At 60.1% G+C, this 23,054-nt stretch carries 17 protein-coding genes; 5 read left to right on the top strand and 12 right to left on the bottom strand.

Annotation, left to right across the window (positions count from 1 at the left end):
* The first annotated feature begins 180 nt into the window (after window positions 1-180).
* Genes SLW75_RS16045 through SLW75_RS16030 form a run of 4 tightly spaced genes read left to right on the top strand, consistent with a single transcriptional unit; the run spans window position 181 to window position 4,991 of the window.
* A complete protein-coding gene (locus tag SLW75_RS16045; protein WP_410934905.1) occupies window positions 181-1,692 on the top strand; it encodes an efflux transporter outer membrane subunit in 1,512 nt (503 codons plus the stop codon).
* 22 nt (window positions 1,693-1,714) lie between these two features.
* Complete coding sequence (locus SLW75_RS16040; RefSeq protein WP_410934904.1) at window positions 1,715-3,913, top strand: FUSC family protein; 2,199 nt, start codon at window positions 1,715-1,717, stop codon at window positions 3,911-3,913.
* On the top strand, window positions 3,903-4,103 hold the full coding sequence (locus SLW75_RS16035) for a DUF1656 domain-containing protein (RefSeq protein WP_065991906.1): 201 nt from the start codon (window positions 3,903-3,905) through the stop codon (window positions 4,101-4,103). The genes SLW75_RS16040 and SLW75_RS16035 overlap by 11 nt, the downstream gene beginning before the upstream one ends.
* A gap of 15 nt (window positions 4,104-4,118) precedes the next feature.
* Window positions 4,119-4,991, top strand: a complete 873-nt coding sequence (locus SLW75_RS16030; RefSeq protein ID WP_410928421.1) for an efflux RND transporter periplasmic adaptor subunit — start codon at window positions 4,119-4,121, stop codon at window positions 4,989-4,991.
* Window positions 4,992-5,187: 196 nt separating this feature from the next.
* Here SLW75_RS16030 and SLW75_RS16025 read toward each other — a convergent pair whose 3' ends face one another.
* Together SLW75_RS16025 and SLW75_RS16020 are read right to left on the bottom strand one after the other, a co-directional pair.
* Complete coding sequence (locus SLW75_RS16025; RefSeq protein WP_410934903.1) at window positions 5,188-6,012, bottom strand: SDR family oxidoreductase; 825 nt, start codon at window positions 6,010-6,012, stop codon at window positions 5,188-5,190.
* A gap of 33 nt (window positions 6,013-6,045) precedes the next feature.
* Window positions 6,046-6,510, bottom strand: coding sequence for a multidrug transporter (locus SLW75_RS16020; RefSeq protein ID WP_065991909.1), 465 nt, complete (start codon window positions 6,508-6,510; stop codon window positions 6,046-6,048).
* A gap of 286 nt (window positions 6,511-6,796) precedes the next feature.
* Between SLW75_RS16020 and SLW75_RS16015 the strand changes: the two genes are divergently transcribed.
* Window positions 6,797-9,469 (top strand): RHS repeat domain-containing protein, encoded by a 2,673-nt coding sequence (locus tag SLW75_RS16015; protein ID WP_410934902.1) that lies wholly within the window; start codon window positions 6,797-6,799, stop codon window positions 9,467-9,469.
* Between the two features lie 466 nt (window positions 9,470-9,935).
* Here SLW75_RS16015 and SLW75_RS16010 read toward each other — a convergent pair whose 3' ends face one another.
* From SLW75_RS16010 to algK, 10 genes are all read right to left on the bottom strand, one after another.
* Window positions 9,936-10,328, bottom strand: a complete 393-nt coding sequence (locus SLW75_RS16010) for a hypothetical protein (protein ID WP_410934901.1) — start codon at window positions 10,326-10,328, stop codon at window positions 9,936-9,938.
* 252 nt (window positions 10,329-10,580) lie between these two features.
* A complete protein-coding gene (locus SLW75_RS16005) occupies window positions 10,581-12,035 on the bottom strand; it encodes a mannose-1-phosphate guanylyltransferase/mannose-6-phosphate isomerase (protein WP_065991920.1) in 1,455 nt (484 codons plus the stop codon).
* 205 nt (window positions 12,036-12,240) lie between these two features.
* Complete coding sequence (locus SLW75_RS16000) at window positions 12,241-12,897, bottom strand: alginate O-acetyltransferase AlgF (protein ID WP_065993158.1); 657 nt, start codon at window positions 12,895-12,897, stop codon at window positions 12,241-12,243.
* Window positions 12,898-12,930: 33 nt separating this feature from the next.
* The gene (locus tag SLW75_RS15995) at window positions 12,931-14,106 is read right to left on the bottom strand and encodes an alginate O-acetyltransferase (RefSeq protein WP_065991925.1); all 1,176 of its coding nucleotides are present in this window, start codon (window positions 14,104-14,106) and stop codon (window positions 12,931-12,933) included.
* 10 nt (window positions 14,107-14,116) lie between these two features.
* Window positions 14,117-15,679 (bottom strand): MBOAT family O-acyltransferase, encoded by a 1,563-nt coding sequence (locus SLW75_RS15990; protein WP_410934900.1) that lies wholly within the window; start codon window positions 15,677-15,679, stop codon window positions 14,117-14,119.
* A 185-nt stretch (window positions 15,680-15,864) separates the two neighbouring features.
* Window positions 15,865-17,001 (bottom strand): mannuronate-specific alginate lyase, encoded by a 1,137-nt coding sequence (locus SLW75_RS15985; protein ID WP_065991927.1) that lies wholly within the window; start codon window positions 16,999-17,001, stop codon window positions 15,865-15,867.
* 7 nt (window positions 17,002-17,008) lie between these two features.
* A complete protein-coding gene (locus SLW75_RS15980; RefSeq protein ID WP_065991928.1) occupies window positions 17,009-18,448 on the bottom strand; it encodes an alginate O-acetyltransferase in 1,440 nt (479 codons plus the stop codon).
* A gap of 13 nt (window positions 18,449-18,461) precedes the next feature.
* Window positions 18,462-20,111 (bottom strand): mannuronan 5-epimerase AlgG, encoded by a 1,650-nt coding sequence (gene algG, locus SLW75_RS15975; protein WP_083233237.1) that lies wholly within the window; start codon window positions 20,109-20,111, stop codon window positions 18,462-18,464.
* 27 nt (window positions 20,112-20,138) lie between these two features.
* Window positions 20,139-21,644: an alginate export family protein gene (locus SLW75_RS15970; RefSeq protein ID WP_065991930.1), complete on the bottom strand. Its 1,506-nt coding sequence runs from the start codon at window positions 21,642-21,644 to the stop codon at window positions 20,139-20,141.
* A complete protein-coding gene (gene algK / locus SLW75_RS15965) occupies window positions 21,641-23,053 on the bottom strand; it encodes an alginate biosynthesis TPR repeat lipoprotein AlgK (protein WP_065991932.1) in 1,413 nt (470 codons plus the stop codon). Before algK ends, SLW75_RS15970 begins: the two co-directional genes overlap by 4 nt.
* Window position 23,054: the final 1 nt, after the last annotated feature.

Here is a 23,054-nt window from a genome sequence, read left to right as displayed (position 1 = left end):
GGCCGTTCTCAGATGAGATAGCAAATTGTGACATGAAGTAACTGATCCATGTCAGCCATACCAAAGGATTATCTCCGGTTCCGTAACAAAGATTCGCAGAAGTCCCGGCTTATCGCCGGGCTAGACGCCCCCTAGAATCGCCGCATCATCGATTCCCCCTCCATTCAGGTAATTGCAGCAGTGCCGCGTCGTCTCGTCAGAGGGCTCAAATCCCTCAGTGTGTGCGCTTTAACGTTACTCATCAGCGGCTGCATCGGAACTGGCGGAATCGCCCCACAAGGCACAGCGTTGTCGCCCGACGCGCTGGCCACCGACGACGCCATCAAGGCGGCCGATAAAGACGCCCACTGGCCGGCCGGTCAGTGGTGGCGTGCCTATGGCGACGAACAACTCAATCGCTGGATCGAACTGGCCGCCATGGGCAGCCCCAGCCTGGCGATCGCTGCCGCGCGAGTGCGTCAGGCCAAGGCCATGGCGGGCATCGCGGAGTCGGCGGAATCCCTGCACGTCTCCGGCGACAGCAGCCTGAAACGGCACAACTGGCCGACGGATCAGTTCTACGGCCCGGGTGAGCTGTCGAACACCAGCACGTGGGACAACAACGCTTCGCTGGGCCTGAGTTATTCCCTTGACCTGTGGGGCCAGGAAAGCAATCACTCCGAACAGGCGCTGGACATGGCGCACCTGAGCGCGGCCCAGGAGCGTCAGGCGCAGCTGGAATTGCAGGACAACATCGTCCGCGCCTACATCCAGCTGTCGCTCAACTACGCCCAGCGCGACATCGCCGAAGCGACCCTCGCGCAACAGCAGCAGATCGTTGATCTGGCCCAGCGTCGTCTGAACGGCGGCATCGGCACCCATTTTGAAGTCAGCCAGGCGCAAACCCCGCTGCCCGAAACCCATCGTCAGATTGACGCCCTGGACGAGGCGATTGCCCTGAGCCGCAATCAGATCGCGGCGCTGGCGGGCAAAGGACCGGGCGAGGGCGCACGTCTGCAGCGGCCGACGCTGTCACTGAACGCGGCGTTGACGTTGCCCTCCGCGCTGCCCGCCGAATTGCTGGGGCAGCGTCCGGATGTGGTCGCCAGCCGCTGGCGAGTGGCGGCGCAGGCGCGAGGCATCGATGTGGCCCATGCCGGCTTCTATCCGAACGTTGATCTGATGGGCAGCCTTGGTTACATGGCCACTGGCGGCGGCATGCTGGCATTCCTCGCCGGCAAGAAATTCAACTACAGCGTGGGGCCGGCGATCACCTTGCCGATCTTCGACGGCGGACGTTTGCGTTCGGCGCTGGGCGTGGCGTCAGCGGGCTATGACGAAGCTGTCGCGCAGTACAACCAGACCCTGGTGATGGCGCTGAAGAGCATCTCCGATCAACTGATTCGTCGTGAGTCGATGGACAAGCAACAGCAGTTCGCCAATCAATCAGTGGCCGCCGCGCAGAAAACCTACGACATCGCGATGGTTGCCTATAAACGCGGCCTGACCGATTACCTCAATGTGCTCAACGCGCAGACGTTGTTGTTCCATCAACAGCAGGTGCAGCAACACGTCCAGGCTGAGCGCATGACGGTGCATGCTGAGCTGGTGGTGGCGCTGGGCGGCGGGTTGATGGCCGGCAATGATTCCCCCACACCGGAGAAAACCGCCGTGCCTAAAACGCCGGCGTCGCTGGCGGTGTTTGATCAATGAAACGCTCCGGCAGGGCCTGGCGATGAACGCCGCTTTTAACTGGCTCAAATCACTGGAGTGGCGTCGCGGCCTCAACGATTGGGCGCGCAGCGATGGCGTGACGTGGATCTACATCAGCAAGGTGCTGACTGCGGCATTCCTGACCTACTGGATCGCCATGCGCCTGGAGCTGCCGCAGCCGCGCACGGCCATGATCACTGTGTTCATCGTGATGCAGCCCCAGAGCGGTCAGGTGTTCGCCAAGAGTTTCTACCGCTTGCTCGGCACGCTCGCCGGCTCCGTGGTCATGGTCACGCTGATGGCGCTGTTCGCGCAAAACAGCGAGCTGTTTCTCGGCAGTCTGGCGATCTGGGTCGGCTTCTGCTGCGCCGGCGCCGCACGCTATCGCAACTTCCGCGCCTACGGTTTTGTGCTGGCCGGCTACACCGCCGCGATGACCGGGCTGCCAGCGCTCGCTCACCCGGACACCTCGTTTATGGCCGCCATGTGGCGGGTGCTGGAAATCTCCCTCGGCATCGTCTGCTCGACACTGGTCAGCGCCGCGATCCTGCCGCAAAGCGCCGGCGCGGCGATGCGCAACACCTTGTATCAGCGCTTTGGCACCTTCGCTCAGTTCGTCATCACCGGCCTGCGCGGCGAGAGCGATCCGGCGTCGTTCGAGGCCAGTAACGTGCGCTTCATCGCCGATGCCGTAGGGCTCGAAGGCCTGCGCGCGGTCACCGTGTTCGAAGACCCGCACATGCGCCGCCGCAACGGTCGATTGAATCGCCTGAACAGCGAATTCATGACCATCACCACGCGCTTCAACGCCCTGCATCAGTTGCTCGAACGCCTCCGTCGGCGGGGCGTGACGCCAGCTGTTCAGGCCATCGAGCCTGGCCTGAATGCGCTGACTGGATTGCTGGAGCCCTTCGCCGGGCGCGCGCTGACCAACGCCGACGCCGCACTGCTCGCCAATCGGTTGAGCGTGTACAAGGCCGACCTGCCCGACCACGTGCGCAGCCTGCGGGCCGAGTTCGTCAAGACCGAGCCCAGCGACGCCGACCTGCTGGATTTCCATACCGCTTACGAGTTGCTGTATCGCTTCGTCGACGACATGCACGACTACGCCCAGACCCATGCGTCTTTGGCCGATCACCGCCATGCGCGGGAGAAATGGGTCGAGCCCTTCGTGTCCACCACCAGTTGGCTGTCTTCGCTGGCCTCCGGCGTGCGCGCGACCTTTATTCTCGCGGTCATGTCGGTGTACTGGGTGGCCACGGCGTGGCCGAGCGGCGCGTCGATGACCCTGGTGTCCGCCGCCACGGTGGCGCTTTCCGCGACGACATCGAACCCGAGGCGCATGTCGTTTCAGATGGCGTGCGGGACCTTTCTGGGTGCGCTGCTGGGGTTTTTCATCACCTTTTTCGTGCTGCCGCGCATCGATGGTTTTCCGCTGTTGTGCATGGTGCTGGCGCCGGTGTTCGTGTTCGGCACGTTCCTGACCACGAGGCCGCAGTGGGTCGGCTACGGGCTGGGGCTGCTGATTTTCTTCAGCATCGGTTCGGCGCCGGACAACCTCACGGTCTACAACCCCTATGCGTTCATCAATGACTACATCGCCATGGTCCTCGGCATGCTGTTGTGTGCGGCGGCGGGGGCGATCATTCTGCCGCCGAACAGTCGCTGGCTGTGGCAGCGGCTGGAAGGCAACCTGCGCCGACAAGTGAGCTTTGCCATCAGCGCGCCGCTGCGCGGGATTCGTTCCAGTTTCGAAAGCCGTACGCGCGATCTGATGCATCAGGCCTACGGCCTGGCCGCCGGTAAACCCGAGGTGCAACGCAACCTGCTGCGCTGGATGTTCGTGGTGCTGGAGATCGGCCACGCGATCATCGAGTTGCGCCGCGAGCAGGACATTCTGCCGGTGCACCCGAGTTACGCCGAATGGCAGCCCTGGCGGCAGGCGATTCGCGCCATGGGCCGCTCGTTGATTCGTCTGTTCATCCAGCCCGATCCCCACAATCTGGCGCGCAGCCTGTCGGCCGTCGATCACGCCATCATCTGCGTGCAGAACACCGACGAGCCCTTTGCTCCGCACTTCGACACCTCGGCGTTGCGCCGGGTGAAAAGCTACCTGCACTTCATCCGCACCTGCCTGCTGGACCCGCAATCGCCGCTGGCAGGTGCTCCGTCAGAGCCGGCGTCTGTGGCCTCGCCGCAAGGACAACTCAATGCCTCGTGAACTCGCCTTCCATGGCGTTTACATGCCGACGGTGACCGTCATGTTTCTGGTCGCCATGGTGCTTTCCTGGGCGCTGGACCGCTTCATGTCCGGGCTCGACCTCTACCGTTTCTTCTGGCATCCGGCGCTGCTGCGTCTGAGCCTGTTCAGCTGCATTTTCGGCGCCATGGCGCTCACTGTTTACCGTTGAGGCACGTTGGTTGAGATGAAAAAGCTCTTCAGTCTGATCGCGACTTTGTTGATTCTGGCCCTGGCCATCTGGATCGGCCGGCTGCTGTGGATTCACTACATGGACACGCCGTGGACCCGCGACGGCCGGGTGCGCGCCGACGTGATCAACGTCGCCGCCGATGTCAGCGGCGTGGTGATCGATGTGCCGGTGAAGGACAACCAGCCAGTGAAAAAAGGCGACCTGTTGATGCAGATCGACCCTGAGCATTATCAGCTGGCAGTGAAGCAGGCCGAGGCCATGGTGGCGTCGCGCAAGGCGACCTGGGAGATGCGCAAGGTCAACGCCAATCGACGCAAGGACATGGACGCCCTGGTGATCTCCGCCGAAAGTCGAGAAGACGCCGTCAATGTCGCCACCTCCGCCCAAGCGGATTATCAACTGGCGGTCGCGCAGCTTGAAGCCGCGCAATTGAACCTGCAACGCACCAAGGTGCTGGCCGCGGTGGACGGCTACGTCACCAACCTCAACGTGCATCGCGGCGACTACGCGCGCATCGGCGAAGCGAAGATGGCCGTCGTCGACAGGAACTCGTTCTGGGTGTACGGCTTCTTCGAAGAGACCAAGCTGCCCCACGTCAGGATTGGCGATCCGGCGGACATGCAGTTGATGAGCGGCGAGGTGATGAAGGGCCACGTCGAAAGCATCGCCCGCGCCATCTACGACCGCGACAACCCGGAGAGCCGCGAGCTCATCGCCGACGTCAACCCGACCTTCAACTGGGTACGACTGGCGCAGCGCGTGCCCGTGCGCATTCACCTGGATCAGGTGCCGGAAGGGGTGGTGCTGGCGGCGGGGATTACGTGCACGGTGATTGTGAATCCCGAAACGCAAGATTCAACGCGATAGCACGTTGAGCTGCGCGGTACGCCAGATGTGTCGCGCCGGAGGATGTAGGAGCGTGGCTTGTCCCGCGATCTGTTGCGCAGCGACAGTAATAACAGTGATTGCGGTGCATCAGTTATAACCGGGGCGCTTGGTCTTGCTTCCGCTTCGCGCCAGTTCGCGGGACAAGCCACGCTCCTACAGAAGCCGGCGGTGGCAGTCAGTATTTTTTATCCAGCTTAAAGCGCTTGCTCAGAATCCACTCCAGCACGGCCTTGGGCAGCAGCCGTTCCATCAGGGGCAACGCGCGGCTGCCGTTGCCGGAGCGCAATAGACGCGGTGGATGGCTGCGTTGCACGGCGTCGAGCACGTCGCGGGCGAAGTCGGCAGCGGGTGTCGGGTTGCCCTGTGACGCATTGGCCCGGGCGCGGATGCCTTCACGCCACGGCCACCACGGCGAATCCTGGTGAATCACCTGCTCGGCCTCGTGGCTGGCGTTTTGTGCGAAGTGGGTATCGATAGCGCCGGGCTGGACTTCCATCACCCGAATCCCGAAGGGTGCCAGTTCCATGCGCAGTGCTTCAGTCATGGCATGAACGGCGGCTTTTGACGCGCAGTACGCGCCCGCGAATGGGGTGACCAGCACGCCCGAAACGCTGCCGATATTCACCACCAACCCCTTGTTGCGGCGCAGCATTGGAAACAGCGCGCGCGTCACGCCGACCACGGAAAACACGTTGGTCTCGAATTGCCTGCGCATAGCATCAACCCCGCCATCCAGCAGCGGGCCAATGGCGCCGTAGCCTGCGTTGTTGATCAGCACGTCGAGCCCTTTGCCGTGTTGATCCAGCTCGGAAACCAGTCGATCAATCGCAGCGCTGTCATTGACGTCCAGGGCCACGGCACGAAAACCTGCCAGGGTCAGCGCCTGCACGTCGGCCGGCTTGCGTGCGGTTGTCCAGACATCATGCCCTGCCGCTTTGAACGTATTCGCCATGGCGCGGCCGATGCCGCTGGAACAACCGGTGATCAACACCACAGACATGGTTCAGTCCTTGGAAAAAGAGAAGGGCGGCGCTCAGCCGGAGAACGTGCCTTGCAGGCGTTCGGCACGAAACTCCAAGGTCTGCGGCCGGTAACCCGGACGCAGCGGCGGCATCGGCAAGCAATCCTGCCACTGACTGCCGGGCAACAAATCGCCCGGCCCGCGATAACGCGGCGCGGTGTACGTGTCTTCGGCCAGGTTGACGGTATCGCCCGGCGCGTAGGCTGCGATTTTCCAGCGCAGTTCGCTGAGCGAAACGGTGTTGCCGTTATCGATCAGTACCAGCAGCGGACGCCCCGTAGGACACTGTTGCGGCGCATAGTCCACGCGCAATTGCAGGCGCTCAAGGCGCTGTTCGTCGCGGCTGTCTTCCCAGACCACAAACGCCGCCACGACGCCCAGCCCGACTGCGGCAGCCAGGGAAACAGGCAACGCTTTGGAGGGATAGCGCAGAAGCAGGACCAGCCAGGTGAACAGGAGTACGGCGCCGAAAATCATCGTGTCGATCTCGCGATTGCAGATGAGGGCATCGTACCGAAAGGGGAGGGGGTTGGGCTAATGGATTGGGCTCAACCGAACCGCTCAGCGCAACCGTCCAGCCGGACCGGCGGTCAGTCAGAAATCCGCAGCCAAACTAGTCTTAGGGTATTTCCTGCAACGGATTGCACAGGTCATGGCTCACTCCTGCTCGCTACATACCCATACTCCGACACTCACGGTAATAGAGCCGCGCAGGCTACCTGTTCGTACGGTGTCCTTCTACGTGGCTCAAACGGATGCGCCCATGACCGCGCGGGTTGACCGCCTTGCCTATGACCCCGCAGGAAGGCAAACGGCGCGTTGGGACCCACGACTATGGGCTGCCGCCGATCTGGCATCGGACGCGACGAGCAATGTGAGTGTGGTCTTCTCGCTCAGCGGGGAGCGGCTGCTTTATGAGAGCGTCGATGCGGGGTGGCGCCTTCAATCAGTGGGGGAAGGCGGGCAGCGTGACGGGGGCTGGGACGGACGCGGAGTGGTTCAGCGGGTCGAATACGACAAGCAGCTGCGGCCGACTGCCTTGTTTGAAGAACAGGGCGCACGGGACGGTACGGCGCGAACCTGCGTCGAGCGCTTGAGCTATGGAGGGCCTGATGAGCATCACGCCAACCAATGCAATCAAATAGTCAGGCATTACGATCCGGCCGGTTCGCTGTGCAATACGTCGTTCGATATAAACCGGAATGTGCTCTTGCAGGCGCGGCGTTTTCTCAATGATCCGAACATGTCCAGTTGGCCGGACGCCGCCGAAGCTTGCGACCAGCTTCTGGAACCCGGAGACGGCGCCCGGATGGCCTGGCGATTCGCTCCCACAGGCGAAATGTCCGAACAGCGCGATGCCATTGGAAACACCCAGTTTTTTGCCCAGACCGTCGCCGGGCTGCTCAAGCAAACCCGCTTGCAGCTGGCCGGCCTGCCAGCGGAAACGCTGGTGGGCGATATTCAATACGACGCCTTCAATCGCGCGGTTTCAGAAACCGCCGGAAATGGCGTCGTCACCTCTGCGGCTTATTCAACACAAGACGCTCGTCTGGTGAACGTCCAGTCGACGCTTCCCGATGGAGAAAGACGGCAGGATCTGCGTTACGCCTACGATCCGGTCGGCAACGTGATCAGCATTGCAGATGCTTCGCTCCCTCAAAGCCATTTCGTCAATCAGCTCACCAAGTCCATCAGCACATTCACGTACGACACGCTGTATCAGCTCATCGAGGCCACCGGTCGAGAGCTGGCGTCGGTCAATCGAGGCCCGGATCTCTCGGTGTTCCAATCGCCGATCGACCCCTCCCGACTGACGAATTACCGACAGAACTACGAATACGATGCGGGCGGCAATTTGCTCAAGCGCAGTCACGTTGGCGTGCAAGATCATTCGCAATGGCTGGCGGTGGCCAACGGTAGCAACCGGTCTCTGGCTCAACTGACTGACACGCCGCCAACTGACGCCGAGATTGCTGCCGCATTCGATGCCAACGGTAATTTGCAGCGGCTGGCGCCCGGGCAAAACATTGAGTGGAGCCCGCGTAACCAGTTGCGCAGGGTAACCCTGGTGGCCAGGCCTTCGGGAGTGGATGACAGTGAGGTTTACGTCTATGACGCAACCGGCCTGCGTGTGCGCAAGATTCGGACGGTTCAGGCTAAAAATGTCGTCCATGTGAACGACGTACGCTATCTGCCGGGCCTGGAAATCCGCGCCAATAGCGCGACTGGCGAAACGCTGCACGTCATCACCGCTCCCGGCGGACGCAACGCGGTGCGGGTTCTGCATTGGGTAGAGGGCAAACCGGAGACGATAGACAACGATCAGACGCGCTACACGCTGAGTGATCATTTGGGGTCAAGCCTGATGGAGCTGGATCAGCAATGCCGATTGATCAGTCAGGAAAGTTATTACCCCTTTGGAGGCACAGCCTGGTGGGCAGGCCGATGCCAAATTGAAGCGCACTACAAAACCGTGCGTTATTCAGGAAAAGAGCGGGATGCGACCGGGCTTTACTACTATGGCCTGCGGTATTACGCACCGTGGCTGATGCGCTGGATCAATCCGGATCCGACGGGTGAACAAGGCGGGGTGAATCTGTTTTGCTTTTGCAGTAACTCACCGATCCGCTATCGCGACTCCCAAGGCGCAGCCCCTTACGATGTTCCTCAGGTCGTGGTGGTAGCCGCAGGAATGGGGGATTTCAGCCCGCAACAGCAGGCGAAGATGAGGCAGGCGCTGGACGCTGCAAGTTATCTGGTGGCTGGAACGCGTGATCAACTTCGCGAAGCGTCACCCCGCCGGGATGTAGTCAAGGCCTTCGACGCGACGTTTGGTGAACTGCCGGCATCCATTCGCTCTGAAACGATAGAGGGCGTCGTAGAAAGCCTCGACAGTTATAGGAACATGTTGACGGCATTCGGTAAGCCGCACGCGGACCTTGATATCGAGCTTTTTGACGGTCCATCCATGGTTAAGGGACGTACTTTACTGGCGGGAGAGTTCGAAGATGTGGTCAAGAGCTTCGGAGTTTCACGCACCCATCTTGAGCAGGATCATGTGCTCAATGTTGCCTGGACGTTGATCCATGAAACTTCTCATGCAGTCAATTTCACCGTTGATAGCCATTATTACGAGCAGCCGAGACTCGAGGCCGATGCTACCCCTGAGGCTGTCGGAGGCTGGAGCAGACAAATAAGAAGGTCCTTGTCGCGAGTTGTCAGATCAGGTCCTTACGAGAAGCATGGCAGTGCTCCTGTATACGAGACCAGCATGCAAGGTTTAACAGATGACGCGGCTAACCGGCATCAACGCAAGGCCACCTTTGTGGGGAATGGGAGCGTGAGATCCTCGCTGTTACGGATGAATGCAGACACTTTTCCCGCGTTGGTCAACGCCACCCGATTTCCTGAAAGATGGTTGCGCAGGCAGGTCTGACAAATAGGCCAACATTCAGTCATTTGGCGTGACTGAGGCCGGTCAGCTCAGGCATGTTCGTGTGCAGTTGGCAGGGAAACGGGGCAACGCTTTGGAGGGATAACGCAGAAGCAGGACCAGCCAGGTGAACAGGAGTACGGCGCCGAAAATCATCGTGTCGATCTCGCGAGTGCAGATGCGGGCATCGTACCGAGAGGGGGGGGGAGACCAAATTGCTGGTGTTGCCTTGACACGGTTAAAGAGATGCACTGAAACGGCGGAGCGGGCCTGTTCGTGAAAAGCGTCATGACATCCGATGCATGCCATCACCAGATAGAATGCATTCGCGCACAGGGGCGCGTCCTCAGATCCTGAGTCCACTGGCAAATATGGGGCAAACGCCCAACTCCCGTCAGAGCCGTCGAAGGCTGCAATTCAGTACGTAGCGCCTTCATTTCGACTGGCGTTGAGCGTTGAAGGGTTTGATTTAGTCGATAACTTCGTACGGTGCTGATTTTTCACCGTATCCATGCGCACCCTCGCCTGACTCGGCTGAATAATTTTCTTGCAGCACTATGAACTTGATCGTGATGTCGGGGCCGGCGTCGATGTCGGGGGCGGTGATTGCCGTCATTTCCTCCACTGTCAGATTAAAGCGAGTCTCCTCATCGCGAACGGGCGCCTGATAGGGTTCTGTGTACATATTGTTTGCAAGTGTTCCATCGCTGTTCTCGCGATATATCACGATGCCGAGGAAGGGAGGAACGATTACATCCGATGGGTATTTGGGCAACACAATCGTTGCCGCCTGATTTCGTTTGATTTTGAAATCATCAGCGCCTTCGAAGTTCGGAATAGGGCGGTTCTGTGCCTGAATCATTTTTTTTCTCCATGTATTTATGTGGTGCTAAAGGCCCACTAACGGCACAGATAAAATAAGCGTTTTAACTTCCAGTGATAACTGTCACTTATGACAGTGCTCAGTGCTCAGTCCTCTTCGCGATAAACCCGGTCACTTTAATAGCCAAGGTCCATACACCTTTTGCGCACAATAAAAAGCCCCCGAAAACCCTCTGCGGATGGGGAATACGCAGAGGATTGACGGGGGCTAGTACTACTGGGTGAAGCGGTATTAACGGGCGATGGTCTGGGTCTTCACGCCGGCTTCGATGCCTGGGGTGGAGCGGCCGTAGACGTCTTCGAAACGCTCGATGTCGTCTTCGCCCAGGTAGCTACCCGATTGAACTTCGATGATTTCCAACGGGATTTTGCCCGGGTTGCGCAGACGGTGAACCGAGGCGATCGGGATGTAGGTCGACTGGTTCTCGGTCAGCAGAAACACGTTGTCGTCGCAGGTGACCTGAGCGGTACCCGATACGACGATCCAGTGCTCAGCGCGGTGGTGGTGCATCTGCAGCGACAGGCTGGCGCCCGGCTTGACGGAAATGCGCTTGACCTGGAAACGACCGCCCATGTCCACGGAGTCGTACGAGCCCCATGGGCGATAGACTTCGAGGTGGTTCTGGGTTTCGCTGCGGCCTTGCTCGTTCAGCGTGTTGACCAGTTGCTTGACGCCCTGAACCTTGTCTTTGTGAACGATCATCATGGCGTCTTTGGTTTCGACGACAACGATATTGTCCAGGCCGATCACGGTGACCAGTTTGCCGTTGCCCTGAATCATGCAGTTGCGGCTGTCCTGGATAACGACGTCGCCCTTGGCAACGTTGCCGTTCTCGTCTTTGGCGTGCACGTCCCACAGGGACGACCAGCAGCCGACATCGCTCCAGCCTGCATCAAGCGGAACGACGCACGCGCGCTGGGTTTTTTCCATGACGGCGTAGTCGATGGAGTTGTCCGGGCAGCAGGCGAAGCTCGCCTCGTCCAGGGAGATGCTGTCGCCTTCCTGCTTGCTGCGCTCGAGGGTCAGCAGGCAGTTGTCGTAGATGTCCGGATCGTGCTTTTTCAGCTCTTCCAGATAACGGCTGGCACGGAACAGGAACATGCCGCTGTTCCAGTAGTAACCGCCGGCCTGGACGAATTCCTGAGCGCGTTGCTCATCAGGCTTTTCGACGAACTGCTGAACGCGGCTGACGCCTTCCGGCAGCAAGGCATCGGCAGTGGACTTGATGTAGCCGTAGCCGGTTTCAGGCTTGGTCGCCGGGATACCGAACAGCACCATTTCGCCGCGCTCTGCAGCGACGGTGGCCAAAGCCAGTGCGCGTTGCAGGGCTTTCTGATCGTCGATCACGTGGTCGGCTGGCAGCACCAGCATCAACTCGTCGCGACCTTCGTTGGCGAGCATCATCGCGGTGATGGCAACGGCTGGCGCAGTGTTGCGGCCAAACGGTTCCATGATCACGGCCTGAGTTTCCAGACCCAGCGCACCTAGCTGCTCGGTGACGATAAAGCGGTGGTCCTTGTTGCAGACCACGACAGGGTGCTGCATGCCGTCGAATTGCAGGCGCTCGACGGTCTGCTGGAACAGGGTGTGTTCGCCGGTCAGCGCCAGGAACTGTTTAGGAAACTGTTTACGCGAAAGAGGCCAGAGTCGGGAACCGCTACCACCTGACAAGATCACTGGAATCATTTTGTTTCTCCGTTAAGCAAAAATCGTTCGAATGGGCTGTAGGTCTTTTCGGTCTTTCTGGTTTTTGTCTTGCATCGCCCGGCGTCCTCTTGGCGGTCTGCTTGCTCCGCAGTGCCTGACGCCGAACGCTTAATCCCGTAAATCCGTGGCAGCGCGCGAGTAACCCCGCGCGCTGCCTGCGGCCTCTCGGCCAGGTTCAAATCTGTTACTGAGTGCCGGTCGGGCGCTTGACCCAGACTGGCGACAGGCTGCTGCCGCTACCGGTCACGTACAGAACGGCGGCTTCACCGCGCTCCAGTGCAACCGGCTTCAGGTCAGCCACTTTCTTGTCGCCGTCAAACAGCGCGAAGCTGACTTTGACCGGGTTGATTTCACGCTCGCCGGTGCCCTTGGCAGACACAGCCTTGACCACGTCGGTCTTGCCATCAGCGGTTTTCAGGGTCAGCGCCTTGTCGCTCAGGTTCTGTACGCGAACCAGGGACTTCTGCTTGTTCTTGAACGGAGGCTCTTCAACCAGCTGAGGTGCGCCCGAGGTGTTGTTGACGATGGTGTAGTAGTGATCGCTGGCCAGTTTCACCGGCAGGGACTGGCTGCCGACTTTGGCGGTGTAGTCGCCCTGTGGCATGAAGCCGAAGTCACTGCTGGCCAATGGGCCGATTTCGTTGAGGCTGGTGTTGCCGACGCTGGCCGAGATTTCGCTGCTGCTGGCGTTGTAAACACGCACGAAGGTCGAGCCTTTCGGAGCGGTCGGGCCATACAGGGCGGCATCGCCACCGGCGAAGGCGGAAAGGGAGACGAAGCCCAGGCTCGCGGCCAGCACGCAGGTTTTCAGCAGGTTGGTTTTGCTCGAACGAACTGGCATCGGGTTCTGCGAAGTCATAGTCAAAGAGTCCTCTCAGTTTTGCGCCCGGGTGGGCGACTTGGAGTTGTTGGCGTTGTCCGCCAGATTCTGTTGGGGGTCACGGGCCTTTTTGAGTTCAGCGATCCACTGTGGGTCGAACTCGGTCAGGTCGTTGTGAGCGGGCAGGTAGCGTTCCGGAAATTCCCAGATCAGCACCTGCGGTGGGCTGCTCTTGAAGGCGTCGGTCTGCAGATACTTGAGCATCGGCAGGATCGGGCCATGGCCGTCTTCGGCGTAATTCACGACGTCTGCGTGCAGGGCCTGTTTAAGCGCACCGGCAAAGTTCCAGTTGGGGTTGGCGCTGTAGCTGGTGCCGACCAGACCCACTGCAACGGAATTGTCCGCGAACAGGGCGTCATCGCTTTCGGCGCCAGCCTGAGCCGGGTTGGTGCTGCGCTGCTGCAGGTCATCCGGCTTGGGCAGCAGGTTGGTGAACAGCGGATCCAGCGGCAGGAAGTTGGTCAGATCGCCCTTGTAGGGTTCGGTCGTCTTGGCTTCGGTGACGAAGTTCTGCGGTTCAACGTTCAGCGGCACTTGCTTGCTGATCACGTCACCCAACTGCTGGGCGACGATTTCCGCGCCCATCGGCGTCCAGTGGGTGTCGGTGCGCAGGAACACCTGGCCCTTCTCCTTGGCGCTTTGCAGCGGCGTCAGCAGATCCGGGGCAAGGATGCCGGCCTGATTCACTTGAGCGTGGAACTGCTGATACAGATCGGTGTGCAGCGTGGCCGGTTTGTTGTCACCGACGTGCTCCGGGTATAGACGGGTCTTGGCCGGAATGATCGCCAGCACCAGTTGCGTGCCTTGCTTTTTCAGGGTGTCACGCACGCCCTGAATGATTGCCAGGTTGTCTGCTTCGTTCTGCTCGCTGTTGGCAACGGCGTCGAACTCTTCGTCGGTGTACAGCCACTGGTCTTTGCCCAGGATCACGCCCGGACGACCTTCGTTGAACAGCTTGTAGTCCAGCGCCGCCCAAAGGTTGGTGCCCAGACGCTTGATCGGAAATGCTTCGTCGTAGTGGGTTTCCACCGCCTTGGTCCAGTGACCATTCAGCACGGTGGTTTCCTTCGACGTCGAGAAGCCGACGAAGCTGCGCAACGACCACAGACCCAGCACCAGCAGAATCGCCAGGAACAGGAAGATGTAGAGGAAACGTAATGAACGGGTCATGTCAGGCTCCTCAGAACTGGAAGTAAAGGAACGGCGAGAAACTGGCCGCCGAGAGTTTCAGGATCGATGCAACGAACATCAGCAGGATCAGCGCGCGCATGGCATAGCGCGACCAGTCGGCGGTCCAGTAGGCAGGCTGAACATGCGCTTCGGTGCCGACGATGTAACCCGGTTGATGAATGCTGCCCGGCTTGTCGCCCGGCACGGCCTTGATCAGGCCAGGCTCGGCAGCGGCAGGGCCATCGGCCTGCACGGCTTTGTCGGTCGGCTTGGCCGGCGCACGGTTGCGGTAGAAATCACGCAGGCCAAAGAATGCGAGGGTGATGTATGCCACGACCAGCGTTGCTACTTGCAGGCCGGTGAGGCTGGCGCGGTTGAGCTCCGACAGACCGAGATCGCTGAAGCTGAACATGGCGCCGTACATGCGAGCGGCAACGTGCAGGTTTTCCGAGCGGAAGATGACCCAGCCCATGACCACCAGCAGGAAGGTAAAGGCCCAGCGAACAACGTTGAACGTGCGGGGCGCAGTGTTAAGGCCGATGGCTTTTTCAATCGCCAACCACACACCGTGCCAGGCACCCCAGACGATGTAAGTGATGTTGGCGCCGTGCCACAGACCACCCAGCAGCATGGTCAGGAACAGGTTGCGGTAGGTCGCGACTTTGCCGCCACGGTTGCCGCCCAGCGTGATGTACAGATAGTCACGCAGCCAGGTGGACAGGCTGATGTGCCAGCGACGCCAGAACTCGGTGATCGACTGACTGATGTAGGGCTGTTTGAAGTTTTCCATGAAGCGGAAACCCATCATCAGGCCCAGGCCGATGGCCATGTCGCTGTAGCCGGAGAAGTCGAAGTACAGCTGAGCGGTGTACGCCAGCGCGCCGAGCCAGGCGTCACCCGTGGTCGGGTTCTGCAGGGCAAAGCAATGGTCGGCGACCACCGCCAGCGTGTCTGCAATAAAGACCTTCTTGATGAAACCCTGCATGAACCGCGTGCAGCCTTCGGAGAACTTGTCGAGGGTGTGCGTGCGGTTGTTGAACTGGTCCACCAGGTCGCGGAAACGCAGCACCGGTCCTGCGATCAGGTGCGGGAAAATCGCCACAAATGCTGCGAAGTCGATGAGGTTGCGCGTCGCCGGGGTGTCCCCACGGTAGACGTCGATGATGTAGCTGATGGACTCGAAAATGTAGAACGAGATACCGATCGGCAGCAACACATGGGTGAGGATGAACGGCTCAAGACCGATCGACGTCATCATCGCGTTGATGCTGTCCACGCCGAAGTTGGCGTACTTGAAGTAACCAAGGATGCCCAGGTCGACCACCACGCCGAGCAGCAGCCAGCGCTGTGCCGGTTTGGTTCTGACCCCGGCAGCGCCTACGCGCAGGCCGATCCAGTAGTTCCACAGCGTCACACCTGCGAACAGTGCCAGGAAGTCCACTCGCCACCACGCGTAGAACACGTAGCTGGCGACCAGCAGCAGCAGGTTGCGATAGCGTTGCCCGCTCAGGTAGTACAAGCCGAGAAACACCGGCAAGAACAGGAACAGGAACACGTTGGATGAGAAAACCATCCTTTACCTCTCCATTTGTCCAACATCAAGGGCCGAAGCCCCCCCAAACCCCCCACGAAAAATGGAGGGGCGAAACATGTTCGGGTTAACCCGGAACTACCCTGTGGGAGCGAGCTTGCTCGCGAATAAACGGGTGCCGCTCATGGCCCCTTCGCGAGCGAACTCGCCCCCACATCCCGCTGCGCTTACGAGCCGCCCTTATCACCCTTGTCATGCGTCGGGTCATAAGTGCGGGTCAGGTCGCCGCCGAGGCGGAAGTTCTTGAACGGTTGCATCTTGTGTTTCTGTTCAAGCACATCCGGGCCGCAGTCATACAGCGAGCAATACGGTTCCAGCCAGGCGAATTTCATGTCGGTTTTCAGGTCCGTCATGTCCTGCTTTTCGCCGTCACGTGCTGCGAATTCGCTGCCTGAGTTCTTCACGCCAGCCAGGACGCGATCACCCAGACGCTTGAGCGCACCGTTGTTTTCCTGACGCAGATCGACACCGTTGGCTTGGGCGAAACTCGCGATCATCGCCAACGGCGGAAGCGCATAGTTGTGGTAGGCCAGCGCGCGTTGCTTGCGCTTGAGCTCGTTCGGCAGGAAACCTTGCGGGTCGATCTGGTTGGCGCCGATCTTGAATTCCTTCACGGCCCAATCGAACAGGTCCTGGCGATTGGTCGCCACTGCCGTGGACATCACGGCCCAGGCGGCCCAGTACGAGTGGTTATTGGTCTTCTCAAGCGGCAGATTGTTCCAGTCGCTGACCACGTGATCCGCCAGTTTGCTGAACCAGGCTTCGATGACCTGCGTCTCCTGCTGGCGGGTAGCCAGAGGGTGCGACTCGGAGAACTTCAGGCGCAGATAAGCGGACGACATGCTGCCCAGTGCCCATTTGCGCATCGACTTGCCGGTGTGGTTGAAGTCGGTGGACTCCAGCGCATCGGCCTTGGCCCAGGTGGTCAGCATGTTCAGCGCGCAATCGAGCTGTTCCGGGCGACCGTCACGCATGTACTGCATCACCACCTTGCTGGTGGCGCGCTCCATGGTGGTGATGTCTTTGGTCGCATCACGGAACGCCTGGTCCGAAACCATGTTCAACGTTGCGCGGGCCTTGTCCGAGCCTTCGTATTTGCTGCGAAACTGCAGCGGACCGGTGTAAGGCTGCGGGATCGAGTCACAGCTGAACTTGCCCTGGCCTGTCTTGAATTTCTCGACACCTTCGTAGTAACCCTGCGGCGGCACGAGTGTCGACGCAGCGCTGGCGCCGGTGGCGAACAGTGCCGAGGACATCATCGCCAGCGACAGAAGGGTAGGGAGCATCAGTTTTGGAGTGTGCATAGGAGCCTCATAACCCGGCTTGCGCGGTTTGATGCGCGACATTCGGGAACACGTTGCGTTTGCATACTTTCGCTTCGACCTGCTGTGGCGCAGTGCCCGCTTCCGGACCCTGCACTTCCAGTGCGAGCAATTGCTGGTCAGCCCAGTCTTTGTCATCGCGCAGTTCGAAGGAGAAGCGCCCGTCGGTTTCAGATGTTTCAGGTTTCTCGATCTTCAAGTCTTCGTGGCGACCGTTCATGTACCAGAGGCGCGCCTGAAGGGTTTTCACCGAGTTGTCGGCGAACTTGATGTCGATCTGATTACTGCCGTTGCGCACATCCTTGATGCCGTTTTTGCCGTTGACCAGCAACTCGTTGATCCCTGGTTTGAGGGTGGTGCTAGTGCTCATGATTGCCGGCTTGCCTTCACAGCCGTTGTCCAGCAGCGACATCATCTGGCGATAGATGGTCTCCTGGTCGAGGCGATAAAGCGGCGAGAATTCCCAGATGAGAATCTTCGGTGGGTGTTTCTGGAAGTCTTCGCTGCCCAGGTACTGCAGCATCGAACCTTCAAGGCCGCCGCCCGGGAAGGCGACGTTCAGCACATCAGCACCGATGTATTCCTGCAAAAAGCCGGCAAAGTTGTAGTTCTTGCCGCTGTGACTGGTACCGACCAGGGTGATTTCCGGGTTGCCGGAGTCACCAAACAGGTCGCCGTCGGCTGCTTCGCCTTTGGGTTCCGTCTCAAACTGGTCCATGTACTGGATGGCATAGCTCGTGCCGCACAATTGACCGGCCATATTGTGAAGAGTGCCCTTCTTGCCCATGCGACCTGACAAATGGGTCTCGAATTCACGGCGCGGAACGCCGGCAAAGGCCTGCATCTTCTTCACGGAATCAGCGACGATTTTAGCCGTGCGCTGAGCGCCGTACGGCGTCCAGTGCTGGTCACCGCGGAAGTAGAAATCGTGGGCCTGTTGCTCGTTGGTCAACGGCGACAGGTCCGGCACGGTGTAGCCCATTTTTGCGAAACGACCGAGCATGGCCTGGTAATTGCGCAGTGCGGTGTTGTAGTCGAACTTGTCGCGTTCGGCCGGGAACAGCTTGTTGCGATCAACCAGCCCGCGGGTGGGTTGGTACACGACCACCAGCTCTACACCCTTGCTCTTGAAGGCGTCGTGCAGCATTTGCATGCGGCGATAGCCTTCAGGCGTGGTATCGAATTCGGTGCGCAGGTCTTCACGGGTCCGGAACAGCCAGTCGCCCTGGGCCTGAACCAGCGTGGTGAAGTTCTGCTGATAGCGGCTGACGTAGTTTTTTTCGTCATGCGCTTCTGGGCACAGACTGCAGCAAGGCTCGGCAGTGAAGGTCGGGGCTGTGGTGTCCGCTGCATACGCGCCATTGCTGGCGGCGAACAGTGCAGCGGTCAGGCCCGAGAGGCTGAGCAGTTTGATCAAATGTGCGTGCATAGAAATATCTTCCTCAGTCCCGGAGTTGTTTCTGGCTTTCGACCGGGTCGATCAACACGGCTTTCTGTTGGCGCACCAGCAGATCGAGGATTTCGTCCTGACGATCGCCCAGTACACCGTTGAAGCTGATCCCGCTGGCTTTGGTCGGTGCAAGCATCGACACCTTGTACAGCTCGACGCTCAGAGGCGAGTCGATGGACAGGGGGCCTGAACCGTTGGAGGTCAGTTCGCCGCCGACCATGATCAGCGAGACTTCGGCATCGAATGGATCGAGTTTGATGTCGCGGTCAGTGTCAGACAGGTCCTTGATGTGGCCGTAAACGCCCATCAAACCGTTACCGATGGCCAGGTTTTCGTACAGCTTGATGTTGGTGCTGTTGCGAACCCGGATGCCGTGACGCTTGTTGGCGAACACACGGTTACCCCACAGCAGGTTGTCGGCACTCTCATACAAGGTGATGCCGTCGGTGTGGTTGCGGTAGATCTCGTTGTACGCCACCAGGTTGTTCACGCTGTTACGGTCAAGGACGATGCCGGACAGGTGGTTGTCGTAGCTTTTGTTGTTGATGATGAAGCTGTCGTTCACCTCACGGGAGACGATGATCCCGTGCTTTTTCTTGGTCCCGTACACCGTGTTTTCGGCAATGATCAGACCGTGGGAACGGTCATGGGGGTCGATGCCGTAGATGATGTTGTCGTGGTAGGTGCTGCCCTTGACCACGAAGTCACGGGTTTCATAGCAGTAGAAGCCGTACCACATGTCCGAGAATTCAGAGTTGACGATCCAGCCGGTTGGCTCGGCGCGGTTCATCTGAGCCTTCATGTTCGGCGTGTACTGCGAAATACTGATCCCGTACGACTTGCTGTTGTTGTAACCCAGGCTCGCCACTTTGGTGTTGAACATGTAGGTCTGCGTACCACCCCAGGACAGCAGGAACGGACGGAATTCCTTCGGCGCCTTGAACGTCGACGGGCCGTTGGATTTCTCGCTCCAGCCGGTCAGTTTGGTGTCCGACATGAACAGCAGGTTGTCGTTGACCAGAAACGCACCGGCGTCCTGAGACAGGCGCAGTTCGGTGGTTTTCTTGTCGACTTCGAGGATGCCGTTCTTGCCCACGACGATCGGCAGACGAGCCAGGAACACGCCCGGCGAGGTCTCGCTCAGGTACTGTTTAGGCACCTTTTTCGCGAGGTCCTGCAACGTCATGTAGCCGTCTTCGATGAAGATGGCCTGGGGAATGCCGTGCTGACGGGCTACCCATTCGGCCATCTTGTTGTCACCGCCGATGAATTCCTTCAGCGAGTCTTCCTGCATCATGCGTTTGATCGCGACCTTGCCCGGCTTGCTGCGCACGATCTTCTTCTGCATGGCCTGCTCGGTGTAACCCGAGAGGTCAGGCAGCTTGGGCTTGTCCATCAACAGCGGTTCGATGGGCGGGCTGCTGATGGTGTAGGTCTTGGCCTGATGCAGGCCCTTGACCACCACTTCCTTGTCATCCGCCGGATGCGCCGCAGGGGCAGGAACCGGCAACGGGTTGTTGGCCATGGCCGCAGTGCTGGAGAGCAGCATGACGCTGCTCAACACTGCGCATTTCAGCACAGAGCTTTCCAGCAGGGCATGCGGCCATGCCCGGTGACGCAATCTGCTTGATTGACTGTTCATCTCATTGCACTCCTATCGCGGCTTGCATCAGAAGCGCCAGATGACGTCGACGATGGCGCGGTGCATGTAATCATCTACACCGCTGTGATACGCATCGCCCGGTTTGAACACGCCTGCACGCAGACGAATCAGCGCCGACGGTTCGTCGAACGACTGGCTCACCGCAGCAGGCAGCAGGCCTTGCTTGAAGTACTTGGTGACGACGAGGTCCATTTCCTGGCCCAGGTCCTTGCGGCCGTCTTCAAGCGGCAGCGAGGCGAATGTGCTGACGCCATCGGAGTCGACATTTTCCTGAGCCGGGTTGATACCCGCGCCGCCTATGCCCGAATGGCCGTCGACACGACGGAACTTGTGGTAGATCAGCGAGGCGTCGTACTCGTCCTGCATCTGCCACGAAGCGAACAGCGAGCCGGACTCTACGTTGGCCATTTCGCCCTGGAACGCTTCACCGAAGCGATGCACGCGCGAGCGGGTACCGGTCCAGTTCGAGCGGTTGCTTTCCAGACCGTTCTGCTCGTAGTTCTTGCTGGCACGGGAGTAGGCGCCGCCCACTTGCCACATCGGATCCAGACGGAAACGCAGGCCCAGGTCGGTCGCCCAGCCGTTGACGTTTTCGCTGTTCTTCTCACCGGCCACGTACTGATCGCCAATGGCGTCATAGGTGGTGCCGATGCGGTCACGATCGCCGGTCAGCCAGGTCAGGCTGCCCCAATAGTTGACGGTGTTCAGGTTGCGGTAGTTGTACGCATCGCTGTTGGCCTGCAGACCCAGCCAGGTCAGGTCGCCACGCGAAGTCTTGTCCAGGTCGTCGATGGCCGAGCCCTGTTGTTTCAGGCTGCCGCCGTCATGACTGTGGTGCGCACGAACGCCTGCCCACTGGCCCGGCGTCCACTGGTATTCCACGTCGCCATAAAGGTGCGAGCGATCCTTGTCCTGTGCCGACAGTTCGGTCAGGTCGGTGCGGTATTCGCTGAAGCGCTGGGCGGCGCCCACTTCCGCCTTGAGCAGGGTGGTGTCGAAGGTCCAGTTCACCGCTTCGATGTTGGTGTCGTGCCACTGACCATCGTCATTGCGCAGACGCTGACGGCCGACTTTCAGGATCTCGCCGGGGTAGGGCGTGAAACCGCTGTAGCCGATCCAGAACTCACGCAGGGCCGCGTAGCTGTCATCGACTTTGCGGCTGTTCGACGTGCTGCGCGAGCGCTGGGCGCTTTGGCCGTTTGCGTCGGTGACCTGCTGGTCCAGCGGGTCGGTCTGGATGGTGTCGGTCGCGGTGACGACCTGGCCCATCGCGTAACCGCTCCAGTTGCCCCACTCGCCATACGCCCACGGACGCAGATCCAGACCGACACCATTGACGTCGCCACCGCTGCGGGTGCCGAGGTCACGGTCGTCTTCCATCTGGCCGGTCGCTTTGACTTCGATGCCGAAATTCTGAGTGTCGGTCAGGGCGGCCAGTGTCGGCGTGGCCCAGATCAGGGAGAAGCCCAGGCCGAATCCGGCCGCCATCAGAGGGTTCAACTTAAGCTTCATAGAGGTGCGTCCCCGCCGTCTTTTTCTTCTTGCAGTGTCTGCAAGGCCAACGCGTTTTGCGCGGTTGTGCCGCGGACCTGCTGTTCTCGCTGGAGAAGACTCTGCGCCTGGGCGCGCTTCTCAGGCGGCAATTGTTCGTTCAGTTGTTGCGCAAGATCCGTCGCTTGCGGTGTGCCCTGGGCCAGTGCGAGCTGGCCGAAGACCCATGCGTTGACCGGATCAGGCTTGATACCTTTGCCTTGCGAGAACAACTGCGCGAGGGCGAAGTCGGCGCTGTTCTGGCCGCCGCGTGCGGAGGTCAGCAACTGGTCGACCGCTTTCTGCGGGTCTGGATGGCCCAGATAGCCCCGGCGATACAGCTGACCCAGGTAGTAATGCGCGGAGATTTGCGTCGCAGCCGCCTTGGTCAGGTGCTCTTCGGCTTTCTTCGCATCCGGCAAGACCAGCTTGCCTTCGTAATACAGCTTGCCCAGCAGCAGTTCGGCGCGGGGTTGATCCGCAGCACGGCCGTTGTCCAGGTATTCCATCATCTTGTTGACGTCACCCAGCTCGGGGAAGTCGTACAGCAATTGCGCCAGGCTGACCCAGGAAGCGGGGTAACCAGGGGCAACTTTCTCCAGCAGCGACTGCGCGGTCTTTTCGTCCGGCTTGCCAAGGGTCGAATCCGCCAGCACGCGAGCGACGCTGTCGACCCGCATGGCAGGCACGCTGCCCATCGCGTAGCCGCTTTGCATCTGCTCGATCAGCGCCGCCTGTTTGTCGGCTTCGCCGCGCTTCTGGTAGACCGTCGCCAGCTCGGTGTAGCAAACGTCAGTGGTGCGCAACGCTTGCTTGCAGATGCTTTCGACTTCAGCCAGATGCTGGTCGTAGGTGCCCTGGGTGCGATACAGCAGCACCTGGGCCAGACCCGCTTCCGGGTAACCGGTCGCGCGCCATTCGTTGATCTTCTGCTGCGCATTCACGTTCGGGAACGTGTGCGGGTACTGCAGATAGAGCATCGCCAGCGGGATCAGCGTGCCGGCTTCGCCATTGGCGAAGGCCTTCTTCAACAGACCTTCGGCTTCACGTTGCTCGGCTTCGGTGGAGTTCGGCTTGACCGCCAGCAACTTGCCCAGACGCGATTGCGCCCGAGGCGAAGTGGCGGCAGCAGCGCGATACGTCGCCTCGGCCTGCTTGATCAGCTCGGGGTCGCGAGTACCCACCTGGATGTCCGCAAGGCCGACCTGCGCATCGCTATAGCCCAGGTCCGCCAGTTGCCGATAGTTTTGCTCCGCCATCGCGGTGTCGCCGCGTTTCAGGGCTTCGTTGGCCAGGCGCTGATCGGGCAGGCCGGCACAGCCGCCCAAACCGATAGCGATCGCCAGGCTCAACACTGTAGGGGCTGACAAGCTTCGTAGTGGGCTAGCCATG

It is taken from the genome of Pseudomonas sp. W5-01 (assembly GCF_046540435.1).
Taxonomy (GTDB): Bacteria; Pseudomonadota; Gammaproteobacteria; order Pseudomonadales; family Pseudomonadaceae; genus Aquipseudomonas; species Aquipseudomonas graminis_B.
This window is presented reverse-complemented; position numbering and strand designations above follow the sequence as displayed.